Raw genomic sequence first — 25,347 nt, forward strand, 5'->3', positions numbered from 1 at the left:
TTTATGTGTTAACGATGATTAGCCTTCAAACTCTTCAGTATCTTGTTCAAGATCACCAGTAGTTACTTCCAGCGCTTCAATCGCTTTTTTGATCACTTGGGTTTGTGACTTTAATGCTTCGATTGTATTGGTCACTGGCTGTTTTAAGTCAGCATGTTGAATTTGCACATCAAATGAATAACCCAATTTTGCATTGGTATCGATAACAGCCGCTTTCGCCATAGTGTCCTCAATTGCCGCACGTAATTCATTAGCTAGTTCATGAGAACCATCAACCACCAATAAATCATAAATGCTTGCACCTTCTAAGGTTTCACCATCCATTCGCTGATAGGCACCGTTAAATGCATTTTGAATTCCCTTCGCATTTAAGAAAATATCGCGGTGTGTATTGTCTGAAAAACATGAATGCTCATCTTCTTGGGAGTCGGTTCTAAGCGCAATACTCATACGCTCACCTGCTAATTCACCGAAGCTTAAACGCCCCATGCCTTCAAGAATTTTTGCTAAAGACATTTTTACATTTTCATCTTTAGTAAATTCCACATAATGGAAACCAGAGCCCGGCGTCCATGCATCAACTACACCTTGTAAGTCATCAATTAGTAAGTCAGCTGCCGCAATAAGGTAGTCGCCACGACGCTCACAAATTGATGAATCAACACTATTATCAACACCTGAAGTACATTCACCCATACCAGTAGCAGTTGTGTAGTAATCATTTACTTTACGGTAACCCGCACTGTAATCACGGTTTGGTGTGTATGAGCCATCAACGTTTAAATCTTGACCCCAAAGTAAAAATTCAATCGCGTGATAACCCGATGTCACATTCGCTTCATCGTCGCCACGTTCAAACTGCTCAGCAAGCAGTGCTTTTGTGATTTCAGGGAATTCAGCAATATCCGCAATAATATTGCCACCGACAGGTAATGTAGCTGGGTTTTCAGGTAATTGAGCGCCATCCATATCAACGGTGTAATCAATTAACGCTTCAGCTAATGGCCATGCATTAATCGCCCCTTCAGGGCCTTCTTCCGCGACTAGTACTGGATTGCCATTGTCATCGCTTGTTAAGTTATCAATTGGTCCTTCACGAAAACGATACACCTCAGATTGGCCATAAGGTTCACGTGCATCTAACCAGGCATTTTTTGCTGCTGTGAAGTTTTCATCGGTTGGACTTGCAACAAATAGTTCAAGCGTATTTTTAAGCTTTTTAGCAGCAATTAGAGAATCAGCATAAACCGCGTAAGCATGCTGAGCATTGGTGATAACAACGTCTTTTTCAGTTACAAAAGTAGAAACGCCATTTGTACCATCAGTACCTGCTGCACCTACAGCGCCATCAATACCGTCTTTGCCATCGTCACCACCACATGCTGCAAGCATCGCAACACATAAAGAAGAAAGCGCAAAATTAGCTATTTTTTTCATTATGTTAATTCCTGATTTTCTAATTATGAGTAAAGTAAAACTGCGCAGCATTCTAAAACTCAAAACAAATTAGATCAATAACAGAAATCATTATCATTTAAATTAATTTATTTTTTATTTATCTTTTTGTACTTTTAATTTTAAATAAACATTTTCCGAGCCATAAAAAAAGGAGCTCGCAAGCTCCTTCGATATTTTAAACAACCAACTATTTTTTAATGACTTTTAACCAAACCAAGCGCAGTAACAACAAGGCAAGAACAATACCTGCGAAATATTCTAACCACATTGGCAGCACATGATGAGAGGCTTGCAATGAGGGCGCAATTTCAAATCCATACCGCTCAACTAAATAATCAGTAATAAAACCAAACACCAATGCAACGCCAATAACACCACTTAAATAAGCTGCAACCGCACGTTTACCTAATTCACTTGCCACCACGCCAAGGGTTGCCACATTAGTAGCAGGCCCTGCCAGCATAAATACCAAGGCAGCTCCTGGGCTTACACCAGACATCAATAAACCAGCTGCAATAGGCGTTGATGCTGTGGCACACACGTACATTGGTATACTGATTAAAATAACGATTAACATCGCCCATATGCCACTACCATATTGCTGAAGATAGTCTTGTGGCACATAGGTTTGCACCAATGCCGCAAAAAATAAGCCGATCATCAACCACTTTGCAGTATCACTTAGTAGTTTATTCGCGCTAAAAGCAAAGGCACGTTTTAGCTTTTGCACTGAACTTTCAGTTGCTTGCTTTTTACTGGCACAACATGACGATTCAGTCACTTGTTTTGTTGGTTTTTCGTTGGATGCACAACACGATGTTTGTGTTTTAATTTCATCTTCAGCGGCTTTATTTACTCTGTCGCAGCATGTTGATACCTCTTTTATCACAGCAGGTTTTGTAGCGCAGCACGAGGTGGTAGCTTTAGCTTCTGCCACGCTTTCATTAATATCTGTTGATACTGTTTTTTTGCTACAGCACGATGTCTTTACTTGCTCGGAATTTGCTACAGATGGCGCTTGCTCATCTGTTGGAGAGCTCTTTTCAATAATTGCTTTAGCCTTTTCACCACCCACCAATAAGCCTGCGGTAATCGCACTGGTCACAGCCGCGATTGGACGAATAACTGCCATAAACGGCCCGAGTAACACATACGACACTGAAATGGAATCAACCCCTGTTTCTGGCGTTGAAACTAAAAATGCGGTTGTCGCACTTTTTGATGCACCTGCACGCCTTAAACCAAGTGCAGCAGGAATAACCCCACAAGAGCAAAGCGGCATCGGCGCACCTATTAATGCCGCCTTTATGGTGGTAGCAAATCCCTCTTTACCTAAATGACGATTTAAAAAATTAGTTGGCAAATACACATTAATTAATGCCGCAATAAATAAACCTAATAACAGCCAAGGCGCTGAAATTATAAAGAGCTCAATAAAATTATTAACTAGCGTCATTTTGTACCTCAAGTGCTGATAAAATCGAACAGTGAATGGCGGGTTCGTCGCCGCCACAACATGACTTATGAAGCAGTTTTAGTGAATTAAGAATGGCATTCATTTCAGTGATTTTGCGCTCAACCTGGCTAATTTTCTCGCTGGTGAATTGCTTTACTTGTTCACAGCTGTGGCTTTGCTTATCAACTTTAATCGCTAACAACTCTTTTATTTCATTTAACGTAAAGCCAACATCTTTTGCACGAATAACAAATGCCAGTTGCGCAATATCTTGCTCGGTATACAAACGGTAACCAGACTCGCTTCGCCCTGACGATGTAAGAATACCTTGTTTTTCATAGTAGCGAAGCGTGTCGGTAGACACACCTAAACGCTTTGCAATTTCACCTATTTTTACCATTTGCTAACCTAATTAAGATACACTAAATCTAACTTTCCTAATGAGTATAAACCTTAGAGTTAACTCCAAAGTCAAATCGATTATTAAAAATTATGAAAATTGTTATTCTCGACTACGCAACAATTGAAAATGGTGACTTATCACCGTTAAACGTACTGAGCCCCAATATCACAACCTTTGATAATACACTTCAATCTCAAGTTGTTGAACGCTGCCAAGGGTTTGATGTGGTGATTACCAATAAGGTTGTGTTAAACCAAGAAGCTCTAACACAATTAAGCTCTGTAAAACTGATTTGTATTGCGGCTACTGGCACCAATAACGTTGATTTAGTTGCCGCAAAGCAACAAGGTATTGCGGTGACTAATGTTGCCGGTTACTCAACCGCCAGTGTGGTACAGCACACCTTTGCGTTACTGTTTAATTTACTTGGCAATACCCACAACTACATTACTGATTGTAAAAACGACCAATGGCAAAAGGCACAGCATTTTTGCTTTTTAGATCATTCGATTAATGAAGTGGCAGGTTTGAAAATGGCACTCATTGGCTATGGCGATTTAGGCTCTGCCGTTGCAAAGGCGGCGAGCGCGTTTGGCATTGATGTACTTATTAGCGAGCGTAAAAACAGCCCTGTGCGTGACGGCCGCGTGGCATTTGAAGACGCATTGAAACGCGCTGACATTATTTCAATCCACTGCCCGCTTAATGCAGATACCGAAAATTTAATCAGCACAAATGAATTTGCCTTAATGAAAGCAACAGCGGTACTTATTAACACAGCTCGTGGCGGCATTGTTAACGAAAGCGCCTTAGCAAATGCGCTTATTAACAAGAAAATAGCAGGTGCTGCAACCGATGTACTTAGCAAAGAGCCCGCCGAGCAAAATAACCCGCTGATTCAATATAAAGGGGATAACTTATTACTTACTCCACATATTGCATGGGCAAGCAATCAATCAATATCTCGCTTAATCAAGCAAATCGCTCTCAATATTACGGCATTTCAAGAGGGTCAAATGCGTAATCGCGTATAGTTGACTAACTATCGAAAAAACTTCGATTTTTAAACAAAGTTGTTACACTGCTTTGAATGCGGCTTAGATATTTTTAGCCGCTTTATAATTCACTTTAGGGACTCACAATGAAAAAAACAGCATTAAGTTTAGCCTTGGTGGCAGCTCTTGGCCTGACTGCTTGTCAAAACGCAAACACGAACAATGATACAGTTGTTAGCCAGCAACAATCTCAAGCAGCTGCATTTGAAGCATTTTCAGCTCAATTTATTGAAGACTTATGGCGTCACAGCCCTGAGTGGTCACAATATGCAGGTTATGGCAAATACGACCACATCCTTACCGTGCCAGATGCACAAAGTCGTATTAACGACCTTAAGTTTGCCAATACGCAACTTGCTAAGCTAAAGCAGTTTAACCTTGAAAAGTTACCCGCTAATTTAAAAACTGATTACTACTTAATTGAAAATCTATTAAAAGAAACAATTTGGTCAGTAGAGACTTTCAAATCGTGGCAGTGGAATCCGTCAAACTATAATGTTGCAGGCGGTTTTGCGCAGATCATGAATAGCCGTTTTGATGACGACAATAGCAAAATAGCCAAAGTGCTGAAGCGCCTTGAAAATGTGCCTGCATACTATGCTGCAGCTAAGTCAAACATTGATACACCAACACTTGAATACACCCAACTGGCAATCAGCCAAAACAAAGGTGCCTTTAGTGTTTTAAATAAAGACTTATTTAATAAAGCAAAAACATCAAACCTATCAGACGCCGATAAACAACTATTTGAAACGCGCTTTAAAGCAGCTACAAATGCAATTAATGACTACATCGACTTTTTAACTAAGCTTGAAGCCGATCTCGTTGCAAACAACAGTGCGCGTTCATTTAGAATTGGAGAGGAGCTTTACGAGCAGAAATTTGCGTTTGATATTCAATCTGGTTACACCGCAAAACAGGTTTACCAAAAAGCATTGGATGATAAAGCCCGTGTTACTACTGAAATGCTAAAAATCACCGAGCAGCTTTGGCCAAAATACTTTGCTAATAAGGCGATGCCAAATGAGCCACAAAAGGCCATTGCAACATTAATTAATCACTTAGCGGTAAAACACGTAAAACGTGACGATTTTGTCGCAGAAATTAAAAAACAAATCCCTGAGCTAGAAGCCTTTATTAAAGAAAAAGACTTAATCACGCTTGATCCTGAAAAGCCACTTGTTGTGCGAGAAACGCCAGATTATATGCGCGGTTTTGCTGGCGCATCAATCAGTGCTCCGGGTCCTTATGCGAAAAAAGAAAACACCTATTACAATGTGACTCCGCTCGATAATATGAGTGAAGAGCAAGCCGAATCTTATTTAAAAGAATACAACCACTGGATTTTGCAAATCTTAAATATTCATGAGGCGATCCCTGGTCATTACACTCAATTGGTGTATTCAAATGAATCTCCGTCGTTAATTAAAAGTATTTTGGGTAACGGCGCCATGATTGAAGGCTGGGCTGTTTACACCGAGCGCATGATGCTTGAAGAAGGTTATGGCAACTTTGAGCCTGAAATGTGGCTAATGTACTACAAATGGAACTTACGTGTAATTTGTAACACGATTTTGGATTACCAAATTCAAGTAGAAGGTATTAGCAAAGAGCAAGGCCTTGATTTACTGATGAATGGCGCTTTCCAAGAGCGCGCAGAAGCTGAAGGAAAGTGGCGCCGTGCAACTCTTAGCCAAGTGCAGTTAACAAGTTACTACACAGGTTACCGTGAAATCTACGATTTCCGTGAAGAGCAAAAAGCAAAGCTAGGTGACGACTTTAATTTAAAAGCCTTCCACGAAGAGTTTTTAAGTTACGGAAGTTCACCAGTGAAATATATCCGCGCCTTAATGGATAAGTAAGTTCAGATTAGAGAATGTAGAAGGAAGCTCCCGCTTCCTTTTTTTGTGGATAATAGAATTGTCAGAAAATTATTTCGTTCTATCACAACATCTTGACTAAGCTTATGAATATTTAACACAATTCCCATTAAATAGATAACCACCCCGTATGGAAGAGGCAATGGATAGACTTTTACGCAGTTTAGCCGTAACTGTTGTTATTGGATTAAGCTCACTCACCGCAACTTGCTTTGCAGCTGATAGACAAGTTTCACAAGAAAAAGAACAGCAAACGTTTTATTACTCATGGCGTGATTATCAAGGCAATGAGCAAAAACTCAATTTTACTTACTCAAATGATCAATTGTTTAACCATTACCGCCGCTTTAAAGGTTTTAACGACCAAGAATATCTCGACAAAATTAACGTTAAGGTAATGAATACCATCAAAGAGTTTGACCGTCGCAAGTACCGCCTCGAAACCACACGTAAAGAGCGCAGCATTGAATACAAAGTATTTAGCGATGATAAAGTCTTATTAAATGAAGTAGAAACCCGTGTTGAAAATGCTAAGCAAAGTGCACGTAAAAGCTATTTAAAAAAACACTATTACGCAGATTTAGAAGCTATTTGGGCAACCGATGCGGTAAGACCTGACCTACCTCGATTTGTTAAAGAGTCTTACAACTACATCACTCCAATTCGTGAAGCGGTAATCGCCAAGTTTGGCAATAATGTTAGGCCACAAACTATCATTAATTTTATTTTAGGCTGGGTGCAATCTATGCCAGCTTCAGAATTACCTGACCGTTTTCATAATAGCGGTGAAAACTTTAAGCCACCATTAAAGCTGATCCGCCAAGAATACGGCGATGTTGACAGTAAACTAGTACTTACCAGTGCAATTTTAAAAGCAATTTACCCACGCTTAACCATTGCCATGATAAGCACACCTAAACATGCGTTAATTGGCTTAAATTTACCTATTCGCAAAGAAGATAAGCACATTGAAATTAATGGCTTAAAATACCTTGTAGGTGAAGTGAGTGGGCCAAAACAAATGCCACTTGCTGAAGTCAGTTCACGCTCGTGGGATATGCTAAACAGCAAACAATATATTGTTGATATTATTTAAGCTGAATTTAAAAAAAGAGCTGGTTTAAACCAGCCCTTCTAACTGCTTAATTTTTAATCGCTAATTTATAAGTTTTCTTCAGCGAAGCTTGCAAGGCGGCTTCGTACTACACCATTTAAGTTAATCGTGCTGCTACCTTGAAAGTCCTTAAATCGTTCAACAATATAGGTTAAACCTGAAGTAACTGGTGTTAAATAGTTACTATCTATTTGTGCCAAGTTACCTGAGCAAATCAATTTAGTGCCTTCACCACAGCGAGTGATGATAGTTTTTAACTGTGATGCCGTTAGGTTTTGACTTTCATCCAAAATTACAATGGCATTTTGAATACTGCGACCGCGCATAAAGTTAATCGACTTAAACTGAATATTTGCCTTTTCCATTATGTAGTTACGGCTTGAAATTGGATTTTCGTCGTTTTTATGTAGCACTTCTAATGAGTCAGTAATGGCTGCAAGCCAAGGCATCATTTTTTCTTCTTCAGTGCCCGGTAAAAAACCGATTGATTCGGCAATTTCAGGGGTATTTCGTGTAACAATTATTTTGTCGTACATACCGCGTTCGATGACAAGTTCAAGTGCACAGGCTAAGGCTAGTAAGGTTTTACCACAGCCTGCAGGCCCTGTAAGAATTACTAAATCCATTTGCGGGTCAAGCAGCGCATTAATTGCCATTGCTTGATACACATTCTTGGGCTGTATCCCCCAAGCACTGCGCCCCATAATGCGTTCAAAGCCTAAATCAAGTAACTTGATATGCTCTTCATCGTAATCCACTACGCGCGCCGCAAAATGGCCTGTTTCATCAAGCAAGTATTCATTAATAAACACTTCGTTTAATAAATTACGCGGCACCGTATGATAGGTGTCACGGCCACTTTGCTCACTGTCGCACTCTTTCACATGAGCCCAAAAATCGCCATCGAGCTTTTTGTAACCACTAGTTAATAGACTAATATCATCTATCAGTTGGTCGGTACGATAATCTTCGACAAACTCAAGTCCTGCACCTTTTGCTTTAAGGCGCATATTGATGTCTTTGGTTACTAAAACCACTTTCACCTCAGCGCGTAACTGCTGTAAATGAAGTGCCGTATTAATAATTCGATGATCATTTTCATCACCCGGTAGACCAGACACCGCATCTTCAAAAATATGATCATTGACGATGGTTAACTTACCGGTACAATTTTTGGTTACTCCTGATAAGTCGACTCCGGCAAGCATCTCTTCCGGTGTTGCATCTCTAAGTACATCGTCTAATGCTCTAATAGCAATACGCGCGTCACGGCTCACATCTTTTTTGCGATCTTTAATGTGGTCGAGTTCTTCGAGTACAGTCATTGGGATAACGACTTGATGTTCTTGGAAAGATAAAAAAGCGAAAGGTTCGTGAAGTAATACGTTGGTATCTAATACATAAAGTTTATTATCGTTATTGCGCACTTTTCCCATAAGCTGTTCCTTCTCTTAGCTGGCGGGTTTATCGTTTTTGCTTTACTTTTAAGTTTAGTCTATTTCAAGAATTTGGCTCTTTTATGACAAAAAAAGTTCAAAATTCTGGATAAATTACAAACATTAAAGTGGCTAAAAATTAACAGGTGAATCCGACGAGAAATCTAGGTAACATAGCCGCCTTTTTTCGATAGTAGCGAGTTAAAAATGAGCTTTTCTTTAGGTCAACGCTGGATCAGCGACACCGAATCAGATTTAGGCTTAGGTACGGTAGTAGCCTGTGAAGGACGCCAAGTCACCATTTTATTCCCAGCCAGTGGTGAAAGCCGTGTGTACAGTATTTCTGAAGCACCCGTAACCCGAGTCGCATTTAATGTGGGTGATAAAGTGCGTAGTGTTGACGAGTGGGAACTCATTGTTGAACAAATTGAAGAAGAAAATGGATTATTTACTTATTTTGGCACACGTGAAGATAACCAAGAACAAGTTGCCTTAAAAGAAACGTTTCTTGACCACTTTATTAAATTTAATAAGCCACAAGATAAACTATTTTCAGGTCAAATTGACCGTTTTGACCGCTTTACACTGCGTCATAATACACTTAGCCATGTGCACCAAAATCAACAATCAAGTTTAAAAGGCTTGGTCGGTGCCCGTGCAAGCTTAATTCCACACCAGCTTTATATTGCCGAAGAAGTTGGTAAACGTTTTGCGCCGCGAGTTTTACTGTCTGATGAAGTTGGTCTTGGTAAAACCATTGAAGCCGGTATGATCATTCACCAGCAAGTGCTGACGGGTCGCGCTTCTCGCGTACTTATTGTGGTACCTGAAAACTTACAACACCAATGGTTAGTTGAAATGTTACGTCGTTTCAACTTACAGTTTTCAATTTTTGATGATGAGCGTTGTACAGAAGCCTATGCCGATGCTGCAAACCCGTTTGAAACCGAGCAACTCATTCTAACCAGTCTTGAATTCCTATCGAAAAAGAAAACATGGTTTGAACAAGCAACACTTGCCGATTGGGATTTACTGGTAGTTGATGAAGCGCACCACTTAAAGTGGAGCGAAAAGAAATCGAGCACCGAATACAACCGCATTGCCGAGTTAAGCCAAGATATTCCAGGGTTAATTCTACTAACAGCGACACCTGATCAGCTAGGGCATGAAAGCCACTTTGCACGCTTAAAGCTGCTTGATGAAAACCGCTTTTATGATTATCAGGCGTTTGTAGAAGAAGAAAGTCACTATCAAGAAGTTGCCGATGCGGCAAACCAACTGCTTGCAGATGAAACACTAAGTGATAACGCTAAAGCCACGTTAACATCGCTTTTAAAAGAAAGTGATATTTCAACTTTGCTCAGCCAAGTGGAGCAAGGTGAGCAAGCAGCTAAAAATGAAATACTCTCAATGCTACTTGATAGACATGGTACTGGCCGTATTTTGTTTAGAAACAGCCGTAGCAGTATTCAAGGTTTTCCATCACGCGAGCTTCACGCTTACCCTGTTGAAATGCCAAAGCAATACACTACAGCAATGAACGTAATGGGGAATATTGCGGGCTTAAAAGATGCTGAAATGCGTGCTAAACGCGCCCTATTTCCAGAGAAAATTTTCCAAGAATTTGAAGGTGAATCAGCTAGCTGGGCACAATTCGACCCACGTGTTGAATGGCTAGCAGAAAAACTACTTGAACTAAAACGCGAAAAAGTACTGGTTATTTGTAGCGAAGCACAAACTGCCCTTAGCCTTGAACAAGCCATTCGCGAAAGTGAAGGTATTAAGGCTGCCGTTTTCCATGAAGGTATGAGCATTATTGAGCGTGACCGTGCTGCGGCCTATTTTGCCGAGCAAGAAGATGCTGCACAGGTATTAATTTGCTCTGAAATTGGTTCTGAAGGTCGTAACTTCCAGTTTGCCCATCACCTTATTTTATTTGATCTGCCATTAAACCCAGATTTACTTGAGCAGCGCATTGGCCGCTTAGACCGTATTGGCCAAAGCGAGGACATTAAAATTCATGTGCCTTACTTTGAAAATACCGCGCAAGAGGTGCTTTTCCGCTGGTACCATGAAGCACTTGAAGCTTTTGAACATACGCTCACAACAGGTCAATTACTGTATTCAGAGTTCAAAGATGAGTTACTAGAGCTTGTTGCCAACCATAATACAGATGAAGAAGAGCTTGATCCGTTACTTGAATCAGTAAATAAGCAAAACCAAGCGCTTAAACAAAAAATGGAGCAAGGTCGCGACCGTTTACTTGAGCTACATTCAAAAGGCCAAGGCCGCTCTGAGCAATTAGTTAAAGATATTGAAACCCTTGATAATCAAACTGCATTACCAATGTTTATGATTAAGGTATTTGATATTTTTGGTATCTCGCAAGAAGACCGCGGTGAAAACTCGATTGTTTTAAAACCAACTGAGCACATGCTAACACCGTCTTTCCCTTGCTTACGTGATGAAGGAATTACCGTAACCTTTGACCGTGACACAGCACTTGCACAAGAAGACGTTCACTTTTTAAGTTGGGATCACCCAATGGTACAAGGTGCAATGGAGCTAATTATTGATGATGACTTAGGTACGACATCAGTTGCTCTTTTGAAAAACAAACAACTACCTGCGGGTAGCTTCTTTGTAGAGCTTATTTATCTTGCGGAAACAAGCGCACCTAAAGCACTGCAAATGGGCCGTTTCTTACCGACTACACCTGTACGCTTATTGCTTGATAAAAACGGCAATGATTTAGCAGCCAATGTTGCATTTGATACCTTTAATCAGCAACTTAATGCTGTAGGTAAACAAACAGCGAGCAAGCTAGCTTCTGCTTTACAGTCAAGTGTTCACCCATTAATTGAAAAAGCAACAAACGCTGCGAAAGAACAGTTAGCAACACTTAAAGAAAGCGCTAGAAGCAGTGTTAATACTAACTTAGATGATGAGTTAGCGCGTTTGAAATCATTAAAACAACTTAATCCAAACGTCCGTGAAGATGAGCTGTTTTACCTTGAGAAGCAAAAAGCACAATTGCTTGAGCATGTTGAAAAAGCAGAGCTTAAGCTTGATGCCATCCGCTTAATAGTGGTTTCTCACTAAGCATAATTGCTTTAAAATAGGGCTGACTAAGCCCTATTTTTTTGCTGGAATCTCTGTGCTGTTAAACTATAACCCACCAACCTCACCATATATCAATATCCTTTACCAAGATAATGACTTGATTATATTGAATAAACCAAGTGGGTTATTAACCGTTCCAGGTAAAGCAGCTGAACATAAAGACAGCCTAATCAACCGCGTTAATTTAGTATTTCCAACGGCTACCATAGTGCACCGGTTAGATATGGCAACTTCAGGCATTATCTGCTTAGCACTCAACAAACCTGCCCATCGTGAAATTAGCCGTCAGTTTCAAGATAGAGAAACTAAAAAGCGTTATATTGCGCGTATTTTCGGTAAGCTTGAGCCAACGACAGGCTCGGTTGATTTACCCCTAATTTGTGATTGGCCTAATCGCCCTAAACAAATGGTGGATCATGAACGCGGCAAACCATCACTGACGCATTATGAAGTAATCGCGTATGAAGAAAATGCAACCCGTGTTGCCCTTACGCCAATTACAGGTCGTTCTCATCAGTTACGTGTTCATATGCTATCACTTGGTCATGTGATTTTGGGCGATCGCCTGTATGCGCATCCAGAGGCTCTAGCAATGGCAGCACGTTTACAGCTTCATGCAGAGTATTTAAGTTTTACCCATCCGGTTACACAAAAACAACTAAGTTTTTACTCTGAACCTGATTTTTAAACTAAAATATTCGCGGAATATGTCGATAAACTTAAAAATCGAATAATTATTTACGCGTGTGAACTTTAGAACTTTCTTAACTCTTTTAATTTGTTTAAGCCTACCATTTTTAGTGAATGCTAAAGAGGTTGAATGGCTTGCGCCTATAAATAAAGAGCTTCAAGGAAACCAAGATATTAGCCATTACTACGATAAATCTGAAGTTGTTAATGTGATGGCTGGCGAAAATGAAATAACCGCATTGTTTCGCGATCATACTGCTGAATTTGATAAAGGTGTGGCGATCTTAATTGCCGATTGGCATCTCACCCAGGCCAATGATCGTGGTATCGATTTTTTACGTAAATCTTTGAACGATTACGGCTGGATAACCTACAGTATTAGCGCAGGAAGTTCGCCGCGTATTAATAACGAAGAGCTGCCCGAAAACGACAATTTAAGCCTCGCGCCAAGCCTTTCACACTATACAAAACCAGATTTTGACGCCTACGCTTTAAGTTTAACTAGCCGCTTTAAAGCAATGTATCAGCAAGCACTGACTCACCCTGGTTTTGTTATTGTAATCACTCAAGGGCAAAGTGGCGCGATTCTTAATAGTTATTTAAGCCAACAAAGCTCAGAGCCTATTGATGCTTTAGTACTTTTAAATAATTTTTATAATGAACCACAAAAAAATAAAGCATTAAACCAAACCATCACCACAACTACTTGGCCAACACTCGATATTTTTTATCAAAGCCACAACCATTGGTTAAGCCAACAAATGGAATTGAGAAAAAAGTTAGCGCGGCGCAATCACAAGCTTAATTATCGCCAGCGCACATTATTTGGCAGCCAATCAAGTGAGCAACAACACCAACGATTATCAAAAGAAATCTATGGTTTTCTAACTTGGCTTGGTCTTTAAGTTAATTGATTAAGCTCGAATTACTTACCTTTTAAAAGCTCATAAGCCGCTTGAATATCTTGGCTTTTTTGTTTCGCAAGTTGCATCATTTCGGGCGGTAAACCTTGTGATACCAGCTTATCTGGGTGATGTTGCGCCATCAGTTTACGATACGCCTTTTTAATTGCCTTTTCATCGGCACTTTCATCTAAACCTAATACTTGCAATGCGCTACTACGAGATAACCCATTAGTTTGTGAAGCACTACCTGATGAACGATGTGATTGTTGTTGATTTTGCTTAGAATGTTGGTAGCGATGAAATTCAAACTCAGCTCTGTAGCGCTTTAAAATAAAGCTGAAATGGGCATTGTTGATGCCAATTAGCTTGCTAACCTGTTTAAGTAGTTCACGCTCTTTGTCACTCAGCTCACCATCGCTAAACGCCATTTGGATTTGAATTTCGAGAAACAGCTGAATTAAATCATAACGGCCAGAAAAACGATCACGAAAATCTTTAAGCACCGATTTAAAAGGAAAATCTGCCTCTTTACCACTGCGAAAGGCATTTTGCGCATCGCGACGAGCACCGCCCGACAACCCCATTTCATCCATAAAACGAGATGCAGCAGAGATATGCTGCTCGTTTACTCGGCCGTTTGATTTAGCAATGTGCCCCATAACGGCAAAACAAGTGTATGAAAATAACGCCTGTTTTTCTGACACAGAACTATTATCAAAAAAACCTTGAAAGCCACCGGCTTTATTGAAGTCTTGTTTTAAACCACGGTCAAATAAATGCCCCAGATAAAAACCTAAAATAGCCCCTAACCATTTACCAAATAAAAAACCAAACCCGGCACCTAATAACTTTCCCCACATTTAGCTATTTAACTCCTGTTGGTTAATCTCTGCCAATCGCTCTGGCGTGCCGATATCGAACCACTTACCAATATAAAGCTCTGCGGTAACTAACTTCTCAGCCATTTTCTCACGTAACAACGGTGCTAATGGTAAAAATGCTGTTTCTCGCTTTGCAAAAAATGATTTGTGATAAAGCGCAATACCTGCAAATGTATGTTTATCTTCTCTATTTTCATCACAATGCGCAAATCCTTGGAGAATTGAAAAATCACCGCTTGGATTGTGCTCTGGATTTTCAACCAATACTAAATGCGCTTGGTGAGGCAATAATGCAATTTGTGTCAAACTGGATACATCGTAATCAGTGTAAATATCGCCGTTAATAACAATAAAAGTATCCGATAATAGATCTAATGCATTAAGAATACCGCCTGCGGTTTCAAGACCTTCGCCACCTTCATCACTGTAAATAAGGCGAACCCCAAATTCACTGCCATCACCTAGTGTGCTGCGAATAACATCACCACACCAAGCAAGGTTTATCACTATCTCTTTAATACCTGCACTAGCTAAGCGCTCAATATGATATTGAAGAAGCGGTTTTCCATTAACGGTGAGCATCGGTTTCGGCATATGTTCAGTGAGTGGCATCATGCGTTTACCACGACCTGCAGCCAAGATCATAGCTTTCACAGTTTTGCCTCCAATTGTGGTTTCACGCTTACTTGTAACCACTCGGCAAAATAACCAAGTACTGGGAATGCATTTGCCACTTCTTTACAGGCTTCAATAACATAATTTAAAGTATCAAGCACATGCGGCAAATAGCCTTGTTTACCATCACGCAAACTCAAACGACAAAAAATACCTGCGGCTTTTAAATGACGTTGAATGCCTGTCAGGGTATAAAGCATTTCAAAATCGCTGAAACCAAGCCCTTGAGTCAAGCCCGCTTTTTCATATTGTGTAAAACCATATTTTACTAGCGAATTGCGAAGGGCCTGAGGAAGTACTTGGTAGCAATCTTTAGTCAATGAAACTAAATCGTAAGTAAGCGGCCCTTGCACTGCATCTTGGTAGTCGATAATCGCCCATTGCTCATTCCATAACATTAAATTTCGACTGTGGTAATCGCGATGCATGGTCACTTTAGGCTGCATTTCAAGCGCATTAATCAACTGCTGCTTTACTTGTTGCCAATTCTTTTTGGCACCAATATCCATTTCAATTTTGCAAAAATTTTGCACTAACCATTCATTGAAAATCTCAAGTTCAAGGTCGATAAAGGCAGCATCATACGGTTTCATCGCTGAGCTTGACGGTAAAGTGGCGATTTGCGGCAATAACGCAATGGCTTGTTGATACAATTCAGTATCTTTTCCCTGCCCTAAACAATCAGCAAAGTGAGTACTTCCTAAGTCTTCAATTAACAGAAAACCGTGTTCTCTATCCACAGCTAGAATACTTGGTACTTTAAAATCACCTTGATTAAACAAAGTGTTCAGTTCAATAAAAGGCTCGTTATTAACCAGTTCTGGCGGTGATACCATAAGAATATAGCTTTGGCTTAAAGCGCTAACACGATAGTATTTACGAAAACTTGCATCCCCGGTTATGAGCTCAATATTTAATGACTGTTGTTCTTTTAAATTAGGTAAGTTTTGCGATAAAAACGCATCAAACATTTGGTTATGCAAGGCTTAACCCCTACTACAATTAATTACAAATCGTGCATTGTCCTTTGCCATTTGGTAACACAGTATAAATGACGCTTAATTGCACAAGTATTTTTCTCTTTTCAATGGTATATTACCAGCTCAAGTAATGAGAGAAATCATTAAAATTAAATTATTCTAGAGTGTATTAACGCTGTCAGTTTGAATTTTGTACAAACGATATAAATTTGATGCAGCAAAAAGTAATACTGTTTGGGTTTTTATAAGAATTTTGACAAAAGACCACCTATGTTAAATATGGTGTGACACCAAACTTAAATATACTCTTTTTCACAAGGTTATCTGATTAATGAAACGCCCTTTTGGCATATTGGCAACACTGATATTTATGTCACCTATAGCAAGTGCTTCAGATATGTTTTCCCTATGTGAAACAGATCCAAACCTTAGTTGGCAATCAACTTCTGACCTAACCTTAGGGCAACTGGCTATTAACGCTGACACCGTTGAACTCGCAGGTCGAAATAAAGCGCTTTTTAGTGGCAATGTAGTTATGGACTCAACGCAGATGAGTCTTACGGCTTCAAGTGCTGAGCTTGATAAACTCAATGGTATGCTTAATGCGATTGGCCCAATTATCTATCAAGACACGAATAGCTATATTTCATCAAAGCACTTTTTTGCTAACTTTAACTCATCTGAATTATCACTCGGTGATGCAAAATACCAGTTCACACAACAAGCTGGTCGCGGTGAAGCAAAGCTTCTTGAAGTAACTAACCAGGCACTTTTGTTAGAAGACGCCAGTTTTACAACTTGCCCAAGCGAAACCCCTGTGTGGGCGCTTGATGCGAAAAAAATTAAGTTATCGCAAGAAGAAGGTTGGGGTGAAACCTATGGTGCCGTTCTTAAAATTTACGATACGCCGGTTTTCTATCTTCCCTATTTTACTTTCCCAATTTCGGATAAACGTAAGTCAGGTTTTATTGAGCCCACATTCACCAGCTCTAACCGTTACGGTTTAGAAATAGAGACGCCTTTTTACTGGAACATTGCACCTAATATAGATGCAACCATTACCCCACGTTATATGGCAAACAAAGGCTTTCAGTTACAAACGGAGTTTCGCTATTTAACAGAAGAGCATCAGGGTATGGCGGCAATTGAATACCTTAATAGTGATGATTCGGCTCCAGAACTCAATAGTCGTTACCTGCTTCATTTTAGCCAATACAGTAAAATTGATGATAATTGGCGCGGTCAAATTGATATTACCAATATCAGTGATGACAATTACATCAATGATATGGGTTCAAGCTATGCGAATCGCACAGACACCCAACTAAACCACCTGATCCAATTAACCCATCTAGGTGAAAACTGGCATACCGACTTTAAGTTGCAAGGCTTTGAAGTATTAGGTGATCACTTAGAGTCTTATCGTGCGTTACCACAGATTTCATTCAACCAAATTAATGCTTTTGATTTTTATGGATTTGATTTTACCTTTAATGGTGAATTTGCTCATTTCCAAAATGAAGAAGCAATTGTTGAAGAAGCGACGCGTCTGCATTTAGAACCAAAACTCAGTTATGGTGTAAGCGATTATGCATGGAGTTTTCTTTCGGAAGTGAGTGTGCTGCAAACCAATTATCACCAACAAGGTGATTTAATTGGCAGTCAATTTGAAGAAAACGTCAATCGAACCTTGCCAAAGCTTCGCCTTTACGGACAAATTAACTTTGAGCGTGACACCCACTGGTTAGTGGATAAAGGCTTGCAAACACTTGAACCAAAAGCGCAATATTTATATATCCCAGACAAAGACCAATCTAATATTGGCTTATACGATACCGTTAAATTACAAGATGATTTTTACGGACTATTTCGTGAACAACGCTTCTCTGGGGTTGATAGAATTGCCACGGCAAACCAGTTTACTTTAGGTGCGACAACACGCATATTTAACCAACAAAACAATGAAGTGTTTAACTTTAGCATTGGTCAGATTTTCTATGTTTCAGATAAAGCAAAACCATCAGAAATTGACGACAACGCAAGTTACAATTCACTATTCGCCAGTGAAGCCATGCTTCATTGGCATAAAAACTGGTATTTATCTGCTGGTCTGCAATACGATACGGATGGTAGCGAATTAGTTAACTCGCATTTAACCCTTGATTACAAGGGTGATAATAATGAGCTAATTCAATTGAACCATAGATACGCAAATAATGTCTCAGGAAATACCATTGAACAAATTGGTCTGTTTGCCAGCTATCCAATTGGTGAGCAATGGCAACTTGTTTCAAGCTATCAACGTGATCTCGAAAGCGATCGCAGCGTAGAATTTTTAACTGGTGTACAATACCAGTCATGTTGTTGGGCGATTCAATTATCTGGTAGTAGACAAATTGAAACTGACTTAAACAAGCCAGTAGGTCAATTTGAAAATGAATCAGCTAAATTTGACTCGAGTATTCAAATTAAATTTATAATGGGTCTTGATGCGCAAAAACTACTCAACCAAAGCATCTTTAGTTATCGCAGACCTTATTTTCTAACAAATTAAATGTGTAAGTAGAAAAATCAATGAAGTTAAAACGATTAATGACCGCGGGCGTTGCCCTACTTGCTTTTTGCCAAAGCGCATACAGCCAAACCGTACTTGATAGTGTTGCGGTAAAAGTTAACGACGGTGTTGTTCTTCAAAGTGAAGTTGATGCACTGGTTAACCGTGTAACAAACCGCGCGAAAGAATCAGGTCAAGAGCTGCCTTCTGAAACAGCACTTAGACGTCAGGCGATTGATAAACTTATTGACCAAACTTTGTTATTACAAATGGGTGAGCGTATTGGTTTGCGTATTTCGGATGCACAACTTGACCAAACGCTAACACAAATGGCTGCAGAGCAAGGTGCAACACTTGATGATATGCGCCGTTCACTTGAAGCAAGTGGCGATAACTTCCAAACGTACCGTGAAGAAATTCGCAATGAAATGATCGCCAGCCGTACCATGCGCGCAAGTGTAGAGCGTCGTGTGTATGTTAGTCTTCAAGAAGTACAAAATTTACTTCGCATTTTAGAAGAACAAGGCCAAACCAACGAAGAATACAATGTTGGTCATATCCTGATTGAAATCCCAGACGGTGCTACCGCTGAAGAAATTAAAGCACAAAAAGAGCGTGCTGAAGCTGTTATTAGACTTTTAAATGAAGGTCGTGAGTTTAAACAAATTGCGATTGCTTCGTCTGGTGGTGCCAAGGCATTAGAAGGTGGTCAACTAGGTTGGATGAACATCAATGAAATGCCAACATTATTCGCTGAAGCCGTAAAAGGCCACAAAAAAGGCGATATCGTGGGCCCGCTTCGCTCAGGTGCAGGTTTCCACATTGTAAAATTACAAGATGTACGTGGTGTTGAAGTTGTTGAAGCAGTTGAACTTAAAGTTCGTCACATCTTAGTTAAGCCTTCAATCATTGTTTCTGAAGAAAAAGCGCGTTCTATGCTGGCAGGCTTTGTTACTGACTTAAAAGCGGGTAACGCAGATTTTGCAGAGCTTGCAAAAGAGCACTCGGAAGATCCAGGCTCAGCTCTTAATGGCGGTGCATATGATTGGACTGACCCTAACTCTTGGGTAGGTGAGTTTAAAGAAACTGCGCTTGGCTTAGAAAAAGGTCAAATTAGTGAGCCATTCAGAACACAATTTGGTTGGCACATTATGGAGCTAATGGACCGTCGCATCTCTGATAAAACAGAGTTAGTGAAGCAAAACCGCGCTCACCAGATGATTTTTAACCGCCGTTTTAAAGAAGAAAGCTTTACTTTCCAACGTGAGCTTCGTGAACAAGCTTACATCGAAGTAATAGAAGAATAATTATGACTTTACGTATTGCAATTACTCCCGGTGAACCTGCGGGTATTGGCCCAGACTTAATTTTACAACTGGCGCAACATAATTGGCCTGCTGAACTTGTTGTAATTGCAGACAAATCGGTTTTAAAAGCACGAGCAAAACAGCTCGGCATTGATATTTCATTAAATGATTACGATGCTCAACAAGCACCAAAAATGCACACTGCTGGTTCACTTACTGTAAAACACATTGCAATTAGTGAAGAAGTTGTTGCAGGTGAACTTAACGATGCTAATGGCCAGTATGTGCTTGATACTTTGAAATACGCCTCTGATGGCAATATGCAAGGTGAGTTTGCAGCTGTTGTAACTGGCCCTGTACATAAAGGTATCATCAACCAAGCCGGTATTTCGTTTAGTGGTCATACTGAGTTTTTTGCGCAGCAATCGAATACGCCTGATGTTGTGATGATGCTTGCTACCGAAGGATTACGTGTTGCCTTAGTGACAACCCATATCCCGCTCGCATATGTATCAAAAGCAATTACTGAAGATCGTTTAAGTAAAGTAACACGCATTCTTCACCATGATTTAACCACTAAATTTGGCATTGCATCGCCTAAAATTTATGTCTGTGGCCTTAACCCTCATGCGGGCGAAAATGGTCATTTAGGTAGAGAAGAAATTGAAGTGATTTCACCTACCTTAGAACTGCTTAGAAATGAAGGTATTAACTTAGTTGGTCCGTTACCGGCAGATACTTTATTTCAAGATAAATACTTAAAAGATGCAGATGCCGTGCTCGCAATGTATCACGATCAAGGATTACCTGTGTTAAAATACAAAGGATTTGGTAATTCGGTGAACATTACCCTTGGCCTGCCATTTATCCGCACCTCAGTGGATCATGGCACTGCGCTTGATTTAGCTGCAAAAGGTGAAGCGGAAGTGGGAAGTTTTGAATTAGCAATTTCAAAAGCAATTGAAATGGCAAGTAAAAGCGCACAATAAATGAATGATAAAGTACACTTAGGGCACCGCGCCCGTAAACGTTTTGGTCAGAACTTTTTACACGATACCAGTATTATCGATAAAATTGTTACAGCAATTGACCCAAAACCTGGCGATAATTTAGTAGAAATTGGCCCTGGCCTTGGTGCAATCACTGAGCCTGTTGCTGATTTAACCGATCACTTAACGGTTGTAGAGCTTGATAAAGATCTTGCTCATCGCTTAATTCATCATCCTTTTCTTGCGAGTAAATTAACCGTGCATCAAGGTGATGCAATGCAATTTGATTTTGCATCTTTAATCACAGATGAACGCAAGCTAAAAGTATTTGGTAATTTACCTTACAACGTATCTACACCACTTCTTTTCCATTTGTTCGAGTTTTATCAAAATATTGAACACATGCATTTTATGCTGCAAAAAGAAGTCGTTAAACGTATGGTTGCAAGCCCAGGTACAAAAGCATTCGGTCGATTAAGTGTTATGACACAATACTACTGCCATGCTATGCCTGTCATCGATGTACCACCTGAGTGTTTTAAACCTGCGCCGAAAGTTGATTCAGCTGTAATTCGTCTAATCCCTAAAACGCCAGACCAATTAAAGGCAAAAAGTACCAAACTTTTAAATACCGTTTGTTTAGAAGCGTTCAACCAACGACGCAAAACTATTCGTAATAGTTTATCTAACTTACTAACACCTGAAGAAATTGAAAACTTAGGGTTAGATTTAACGCTTCGAGCTGAAAATCTCTCTCTAGATACATTTGTAAAAATCGCAAACTGGATTTATGACAACAAGCAGTAATTCTCCGATTAAAGTATCGGTAGAAACTTTTTATGTCGACGGTCAATCTGAACCGGAAAAAGACAAATATGTTTTTGCCTATACCATTACAATTAAAAATCACAGCTTATGTTCTACTAAGTTGTTAAGTCGCTATTGGCTTATTACAGATGCTAATGGCAAAGAAACCGAGGTAGAAGGTGAAGGCGTGGTAGGTGAAACCCCAACCATTGGTCCTGGTGAAAGCTATTCTTATACCTCAGGTGCGGTGCTAGACACTCCCATAGGAACAATGCAAGGCTACTATCAAATGCGTAATGAGTTTGGTAATGAGTTTCAAGCACCTATCAAGGTATTCCGTCTCGCGAGTGATGTCGTACTTCATTAATAAAACTTATGGCTGATTATGTAATTGGTGATCTGCAAGGCTGTTATCATGAGTTCATGACGTTATTGGACGTGGTGAATTTCAATGCTAGCCAAGATCACCTGTATCTTGTTGGTGATATCGTCGCGCGAGGACCACATTCGCTAGAGTGCCTAAAGTTTTTATATGAACTACAAGGTAGTGTCAGTATTACTTTAGGTAATCACGACTTACACCTTCTAGCAACTTATTTCACCCACACTAAACCAAATCCAAAAGATTGCCTTCAATCCCTGTTTGAAGCTAGAAATTTACCTCAATATATTGAATTCCTTAAGCAACAACCGCTTGCTATTTGGTTAGAGCAATACAATACATTGCTCTCTCACGCCGGTCTCAATCCACAATTAGATGTAAATCAAGCACTCAAATTAGCAGCTAAAGCAGAAAAGAAATACCAAGGTGATAATGCGACCTTTTACCTTTCTAATATGTACGGTAATAGTGTTAACTGCATTTCAGATATAAATGACAAGTTATCCCGCTTTGTTTTTACGATAAACGCATTTACGCGTATGCGCTTTGTTGACGCAAACGGAAAAATGGATTTTAGCAATAAAGGACCTGCAATTCAGAAACAGAATACCTTACAGCCTTGGTTTGAAGTTGCACCGCAAAATCATCAGAATATAAACGTGTGTTTCGGGCATTGGGCAGCACTTCAAGGCCAAACCCCCTATACTAATTTATTTGCTTTAGATACAGGCTGTGTTTGGGGTGAGCGCATGACACTGCTTGAACTCAAAACGCAAAAAAAACACTATTGCAATAACTTCAAAGAACATCAAAATAGTAATTAAGTTGTATTTTTAGTAATGACTATAAACTAATCAACTAGAATTACTGAAATAAAGCCGCGACTTTGCTAGATTAAACTAAAGTTGTATCCATGTATGTCGATAAATTTGTAAAGTCCAAAGAGACTTATTCACTTTGTCGGCAATTTGTAAACAGGAATGAATATGAAGTTGACTGTAAGCCAACGTATTTGGGGTGGATTTATTCTTATCACCCTTCTATTGATCACCATAGGTATCAATTCACTAATTAGAATAAATAGCATCAGTAATTCATCTAATCATGTGAATACACTCTCAATTCCTGCGCTCAGAGCAACCAATGAGCTTCAGGTATCATTTAATAAAATGCAAGCATTGGCATTGCAGGTTTATTATAGTGATAGCAGCAATCAATTACAGGGCTTAATAAGCCAATACCAGGCTGCAGCTCAAGATTTTGATAAGTCGAATGAAAGACTTAAGCAAGTTGTGAGTAGCGATCAACAATTATCAAGTGCTGCCGCAGCCGTCGATAAAACATATGCAAGTTTTGTAAACCGCGTGCAAAGTCTTATCAATAATAAAACCAGTGCGCTTGAGCTTGAAAGTAACTTGAAAAAGCAACTTGAAACAGTTGAAATAGCAGCCGAAGATGCAAGCACAGTAATTTTAGATTTAAACGATGGCGCTGAACTTGAAGACAAGTCACAGCGTTTATATCAAGCTGTGTCTAACATTGAAACCGCATTGTTAAGCTTAGTAAGTAATAGCACCGATTTAACTAACATTCGCAATGCAGCAACCGTAGAAACATTATCAAACGAAGTTAACTTCAGTATTAATGATATCCAGCGTAATTTAGAGCTGTTGAACGATACCTTTGAACAAACTGATTCCGACCTACACCAAGACTTTAAAAATTACTTTCAAGTTGTAAAAGAAAACAGCCAGGGTAATAAATCTCTTGCTAACATTAAACAAAATCATATTCGTCAGTTAGAAGAAGCAAAGAGTAACCTTCAACTAGCTGAGCAAAACACTAATACGGCAAGTACACAACTAGATAAACTTGCATCGCTATCAGATAACTTAGTAGTGGAATTAAGAGCCGAAGTTGAAAGCAGCGTCGCAAAAGCGGAGTTATGGACTTGGTTAGGTATGGTTATCGCGACGATTATTGCTATTGTTATCGCTTTCTTAACTGTACAGCGCATTACAAAGCCGCTCAGCGAAATTAACAGCGTGCTTGATAACGTTGCACAAGGTGATATGACTAAACGCCTTGATGATAGTAACCAAGACGAATTTGGCGAATTGGCAACCAGCCTTAATAGAGTAACAGATAATCTGCGTAACTTAATTCAAGGTATTATTTCTCGCTCTACGCAACTTGCTGCTGCGTCAGAACAAACGTCTGCAGTTACAGCAGAATCAAGCCAAGCAATCGAAAGCCAGCGTGCGCAAGTTGAACAAGCAGCAACTGCAACAACCGAAATGAGTAGCACCTCACAATCGGTTACACAAAGTGCTGAAGATGCATTACATGAAATTAAGCAAGCAGACAGTGAAGCTGAACGCGTTAAAACAATTTCAAGCAATAACAAGTTAACGATTGAGCAATTGGCAAGTGAAGTTGCAGGTGCAGCTCAGGTAATTAATAAGTTGCATCAAGATAGCGCATCAATCGGTGGCATTTTAGATGTTATTCGTGGCATTGCTGAGCAGACTAACCTACTCGCTCTTAACGCAGCAATTGAAGCTGCTCGTGCCGGTGAGCAAGGGCGAGGCTTTGCTGTTGTAGCAGATGAAGTGCGTTCATTAGCGAGTAAGACACAAGAATCAACGCAAGAGATCCAAGCGATGATTGAATCTCTACAAAGTGGCGCTGAAGAAGCTGTAGCTGTTATGGCTAAAGGTCAACAGCAAGCTGATTCATGCGTGGAGCAATCAGAACAAGCAGCAGCGGCGCTTGAACAAATTACGCAAGCGGTATCACAAGCACACGATGCAAGTGAGCAAATTGCAACAGCAGCAGGTGAGCAACATCAAGTATCACAAGAAATTAGTGAAAGCTTAGAATCGATTGTTGCTATCGCCGAGCAAACAGCAGAAGGCGCAAACCAAACATCCGCTTCTGCAAGTGAAGTTGCAAAACTCGCTGAAGAATTAAGACTTTCAGTAGAAGAGTTTAAGGTTTAACCCTTAATTTATTTAAAAGCCCACCAGTCTCGGTGGGCTTTTTTGTGTCTAAATTTTAGGAATAGTTACTTTTCTAAGTACTTATTCAAAGCGAATAACTTCAAAAATTGAAGATTCAAGGTTCTGAGTTCTGAGTTCTGAGTTCTGAGTTCTGAGTTCTGAGTTCTGAGTTCTGAGTTCTGAGTTCTGAGTTCTGAGTTCTGAGTTCTGAGTTCTGAGTTCTGAGTTCTGAGTTCTGAGTTCTGAGTTC

Annotated in this window: 20 protein-coding genes; 13 read left to right on the forward strand and 7 right to left on the reverse strand. The window is 39.9% G+C overall.

Annotated features, from left to right (window positions below):
- Positions 1 to 18: 18 nt before the first annotated feature.
- The 3 genes from AAEU29_RS06800 to zntR all read right to left on the reverse strand — a co-directional run bounded on the left by AAEU29_RS06800 (position 19) and on the right by zntR (position 3,314).
- A complete protein-coding gene (locus AAEU29_RS06800; protein ID WP_421972613.1) occupies positions 19 to 1,437 on the reverse strand; it encodes an imelysin family protein in 1,419 nt (472 codons plus the stop codon).
- Positions 1,438 to 1,645: 208 nt separating this feature from the next.
- Positions 1,646 to 2,914 (reverse strand): SO_0444 family Cu/Zn efflux transporter, encoded by a 1,269-nt coding sequence (locus tag AAEU29_RS06805; protein WP_421972614.1) that lies wholly within the window; start codon positions 2,912 to 2,914, stop codon positions 1,646 to 1,648.
- Positions 2,901 to 3,314 (reverse strand): Zn(2+)-responsive transcriptional regulator, encoded by a 414-nt coding sequence (gene zntR / locus AAEU29_RS06810; RefSeq protein WP_421972615.1) that lies wholly within the window; start codon positions 3,312 to 3,314, stop codon positions 2,901 to 2,903. Before zntR ends, AAEU29_RS06805 begins: the two co-directional genes overlap by 14 nt.
- A gap of 92 nt (positions 3,315 to 3,406) precedes the next feature.
- Here zntR and AAEU29_RS06815 point away from each other — a divergent pair, with 92 nt between their 5' ends.
- The 3 genes from AAEU29_RS06815 (at position 3,407) to AAEU29_RS06825 (ending at position 7,348) form a co-directional block, all read left to right on the forward strand.
- Positions 3,407 to 4,351: a D-2-hydroxyacid dehydrogenase gene (locus AAEU29_RS06815; protein WP_421972616.1), complete on the forward strand. Its 945-nt coding sequence runs from the start codon at positions 3,407 to 3,409 to the stop codon at positions 4,349 to 4,351.
- 107 nt (positions 4,352 to 4,458) lie between these two features.
- Positions 4,459 to 6,234: a DUF885 domain-containing protein gene (locus tag AAEU29_RS06820; RefSeq protein ID WP_421972617.1), complete on the forward strand. Its 1,776-nt coding sequence runs from the start codon at positions 4,459 to 4,461 to the stop codon at positions 6,232 to 6,234.
- A gap of 160 nt (positions 6,235 to 6,394) precedes the next feature.
- Positions 6,395 to 7,348: a hypothetical protein gene (locus tag AAEU29_RS06825; protein WP_274762508.1), complete on the forward strand. Its 954-nt coding sequence runs from the start codon at positions 6,395 to 6,397 to the stop codon at positions 7,346 to 7,348.
- A 65-nt stretch (positions 7,349 to 7,413) separates the two neighbouring features.
- On the opposite strand, the gene AAEU29_RS06830 is transcribed toward AAEU29_RS06825, so the two are convergent.
- Positions 7,414 to 8,802, reverse strand: coding sequence for a PhoH family protein (locus AAEU29_RS06830; protein WP_421972618.1), 1,389 nt, complete (start codon positions 8,800 to 8,802; stop codon positions 7,414 to 7,416).
- Positions 8,803 to 9,009: 207 nt separating this feature from the next.
- Here AAEU29_RS06830 and rapA point away from each other — a divergent pair, with 207 nt between their 5' ends.
- The 3 genes from rapA (at position 9,010) to AAEU29_RS06845 (ending at position 13,520) form a co-directional block, all read left to right on the forward strand.
- On the forward strand, positions 9,010 to 11,904 hold the full coding sequence (gene rapA, locus AAEU29_RS06835; protein ID WP_421972619.1) for an RNA polymerase-associated protein RapA: 2,895 nt from the start codon (positions 9,010 to 9,012) through the stop codon (positions 11,902 to 11,904).
- Between the two features lie 55 nt (positions 11,905 to 11,959).
- Positions 11,960 to 12,613, forward strand: a complete 654-nt coding sequence (gene rluA / locus AAEU29_RS06840) for a bifunctional tRNA pseudouridine(32) synthase/23S rRNA pseudouridine(746) synthase RluA (protein ID WP_421972620.1) — start codon at positions 11,960 to 11,962, stop codon at positions 12,611 to 12,613.
- Between the two features lie 112 nt (positions 12,614 to 12,725).
- The gene (locus AAEU29_RS06845) at positions 12,726 to 13,520 is read left to right on the forward strand and encodes a DUF3530 family protein (protein WP_421972621.1); all 795 of its coding nucleotides are present in this window, start codon (positions 12,726 to 12,728) and stop codon (positions 13,518 to 13,520) included.
- Between the two features lie 20 nt (positions 13,521 to 13,540).
- Here AAEU29_RS06845 and djlA read toward each other — a convergent pair whose 3' ends face one another.
- Genes djlA through AAEU29_RS06860 form a run of 3 tightly spaced genes read right to left on the reverse strand, consistent with a single transcriptional unit; the run spans position 13,541 to position 16,059 of the window.
- Positions 13,541 to 14,380 (reverse strand): co-chaperone DjlA, encoded by an 840-nt coding sequence (gene djlA, locus AAEU29_RS06850; RefSeq protein WP_421972622.1) that lies wholly within the window; start codon positions 14,378 to 14,380, stop codon positions 13,541 to 13,543.
- A complete protein-coding gene (gene murU, locus AAEU29_RS06855; RefSeq protein WP_421972623.1) occupies positions 14,381 to 15,055 on the reverse strand; it encodes an N-acetylmuramate alpha-1-phosphate uridylyltransferase MurU in 675 nt (224 codons plus the stop codon).
- Positions 15,052 to 16,059 carry an aminoglycoside phosphotransferase family protein gene (locus AAEU29_RS06860; RefSeq protein ID WP_421972624.1) on the reverse strand — a complete coding sequence of 336 codons (1,008 nt, stop codon included), beginning with the start codon at positions 16,057 to 16,059 and terminating at the stop codon, positions 15,052 to 15,054. Before AAEU29_RS06860 ends, murU begins: the two co-directional genes overlap by 4 nt.
- 328 nt (positions 16,060 to 16,387) lie before the next feature.
- Between AAEU29_RS06860 and lptD the strand changes: the two genes are divergently transcribed.
- The 7 genes from lptD (at position 16,388) to AAEU29_RS06895 (ending at position 25,097) form a co-directional block, all read left to right on the forward strand.
- Positions 16,388 to 18,610, forward strand: coding sequence for an LPS assembly protein LptD (lptD, locus tag AAEU29_RS06865; protein WP_421972625.1), 2,223 nt, complete (start codon positions 16,388 to 16,390; stop codon positions 18,608 to 18,610).
- Between the two features lie 20 nt (positions 18,611 to 18,630).
- On the forward strand, positions 18,631 to 19,917 hold the full coding sequence (surA, locus tag AAEU29_RS06870; RefSeq protein WP_421972626.1) for a peptidylprolyl isomerase SurA: 1,287 nt from the start codon (positions 18,631 to 18,633) through the stop codon (positions 19,915 to 19,917).
- 2 nt (positions 19,918 to 19,919) lie between these two features.
- The gene (gene pdxA / locus AAEU29_RS06875; RefSeq protein ID WP_421972627.1) at positions 19,920 to 20,906 is read left to right on the forward strand and encodes a 4-hydroxythreonine-4-phosphate dehydrogenase PdxA; all 987 of its coding nucleotides are present in this window, start codon (positions 19,920 to 19,922) and stop codon (positions 20,904 to 20,906) included.
- Positions 20,907 to 21,713, forward strand: a complete 807-nt coding sequence (gene rsmA, locus AAEU29_RS06880; protein ID WP_372770214.1) for a 16S rRNA (adenine(1518)-N(6)/adenine(1519)-N(6))-dimethyltransferase RsmA — start codon at positions 20,907 to 20,909, stop codon at positions 21,711 to 21,713.
- The gene (gene apaG / locus AAEU29_RS06885; protein WP_421972628.1) at positions 21,697 to 22,080 is read left to right on the forward strand and encodes a Co2+/Mg2+ efflux facilitator ApaG/CorD; all 384 of its coding nucleotides are present in this window, start codon (positions 21,697 to 21,699) and stop codon (positions 22,078 to 22,080) included. Before rsmA ends, apaG begins: the two co-directional genes overlap by 17 nt.
- Before the next feature lie 8 nt (positions 22,081 to 22,088).
- A complete protein-coding gene (locus AAEU29_RS06890; protein ID WP_421972629.1) occupies positions 22,089 to 22,919 on the forward strand; it encodes a symmetrical bis(5'-nucleosyl)-tetraphosphatase in 831 nt (276 codons plus the stop codon).
- 162 nt (positions 22,920 to 23,081) lie between these two features.
- On the forward strand, positions 23,082 to 25,097 hold the full coding sequence (locus AAEU29_RS06895) for a methyl-accepting chemotaxis protein (RefSeq protein ID WP_421972630.1): 2,016 nt from the start codon (positions 23,082 to 23,084) through the stop codon (positions 25,095 to 25,097).
- Positions 25,098 to 25,347: the final 250 nt, after the last annotated feature.

The sequence above is a fragment of the Pseudoalteromonas aquimarina genome (assembly GCF_049257255.1).
Classification (GTDB): Bacteria; Pseudomonadota; Gammaproteobacteria; order Enterobacterales; family Alteromonadaceae; genus Pseudoalteromonas.

Bases quoted from the DNA above. Each gene is read 5' to 3' on its own strand.
- rapA (WP_421972619.1), top strand. From the start codon at position 9,010: ATGAGCTTTTCTTTAGGTCAACGCTGGATCAGCGACACCGAATCAGAT.
- AAEU29_RS06890 (WP_421972629.1), top strand. From the start codon at position 22,089: ATGGCTGATTATGTAATTGGTGATCTGCAAGGCTGTTATCATGAGTTC.
- surA (WP_421972626.1), top strand. From the start codon at position 18,631: ATGAAGTTAAAACGATTAATGACCGCGGGCGTTGCCCTACTTGCTTTT.
- AAEU29_RS06895 (WP_421972630.1), top strand. From the start codon at position 23,082: ATGAAGTTGACTGTAAGCCAACGTATTTGGGGTGGATTTATTCTTATC.
- djlA (WP_421972622.1), bottom strand. From the start codon at position 14,380: ATGTGGGGAAAGTTATTAGGTGCCGGGTTTGGTTTTTTATTTGGTAAA.
- apaG (WP_421972628.1), top strand. From the start codon at position 21,697: ATGACAACAAGCAGTAATTCTCCGATTAAAGTATCGGTAGAAACTTTT.
- AAEU29_RS06805 (WP_421972614.1), bottom strand. From the start codon at position 2,914: ATGACGCTAGTTAATAATTTTATTGAGCTCTTTATAATTTCAGCGCCT.
- pdxA (WP_421972627.1), top strand. From the start codon at position 19,920: ATGACTTTACGTATTGCAATTACTCCCGGTGAACCTGCGGGTATTGGC.
- AAEU29_RS06825 (WP_274762508.1), top strand. From the start codon at position 6,395: ATGGATAGACTTTTACGCAGTTTAGCCGTAACTGTTGTTATTGGATTA.
- AAEU29_RS06815 (WP_421972616.1), top strand. From the start codon at position 3,407: ATGAAAATTGTTATTCTCGACTACGCAACAATTGAAAATGGTGACTTA.
- rsmA (WP_372770214.1), top strand. From the start codon at position 20,907: ATGAATGATAAAGTACACTTAGGGCACCGCGCCCGTAAACGTTTTGGT.
- lptD (WP_421972625.1), top strand. From the start codon at position 16,388: ATGAAACGCCCTTTTGGCATATTGGCAACACTGATATTTATGTCACCT.
- AAEU29_RS06820 (WP_421972617.1), top strand. From the start codon at position 4,459: ATGAAAAAAACAGCATTAAGTTTAGCCTTGGTGGCAGCTCTTGGCCTG.
- AAEU29_RS06830 (WP_421972618.1), bottom strand. From the start codon at position 8,802: ATGGGAAAAGTGCGCAATAACGATAATAAACTTTATGTATTAGATACC.
- AAEU29_RS06800 (WP_421972613.1), bottom strand. From the start codon at position 1,437: ATGAAAAAAATAGCTAATTTTGCGCTTTCTTCTTTATGTGTTGCGATG.
- zntR (WP_421972615.1), bottom strand. From the start codon at position 3,314: ATGGTAAAAATAGGTGAAATTGCAAAGCGTTTAGGTGTGTCTACCGAC.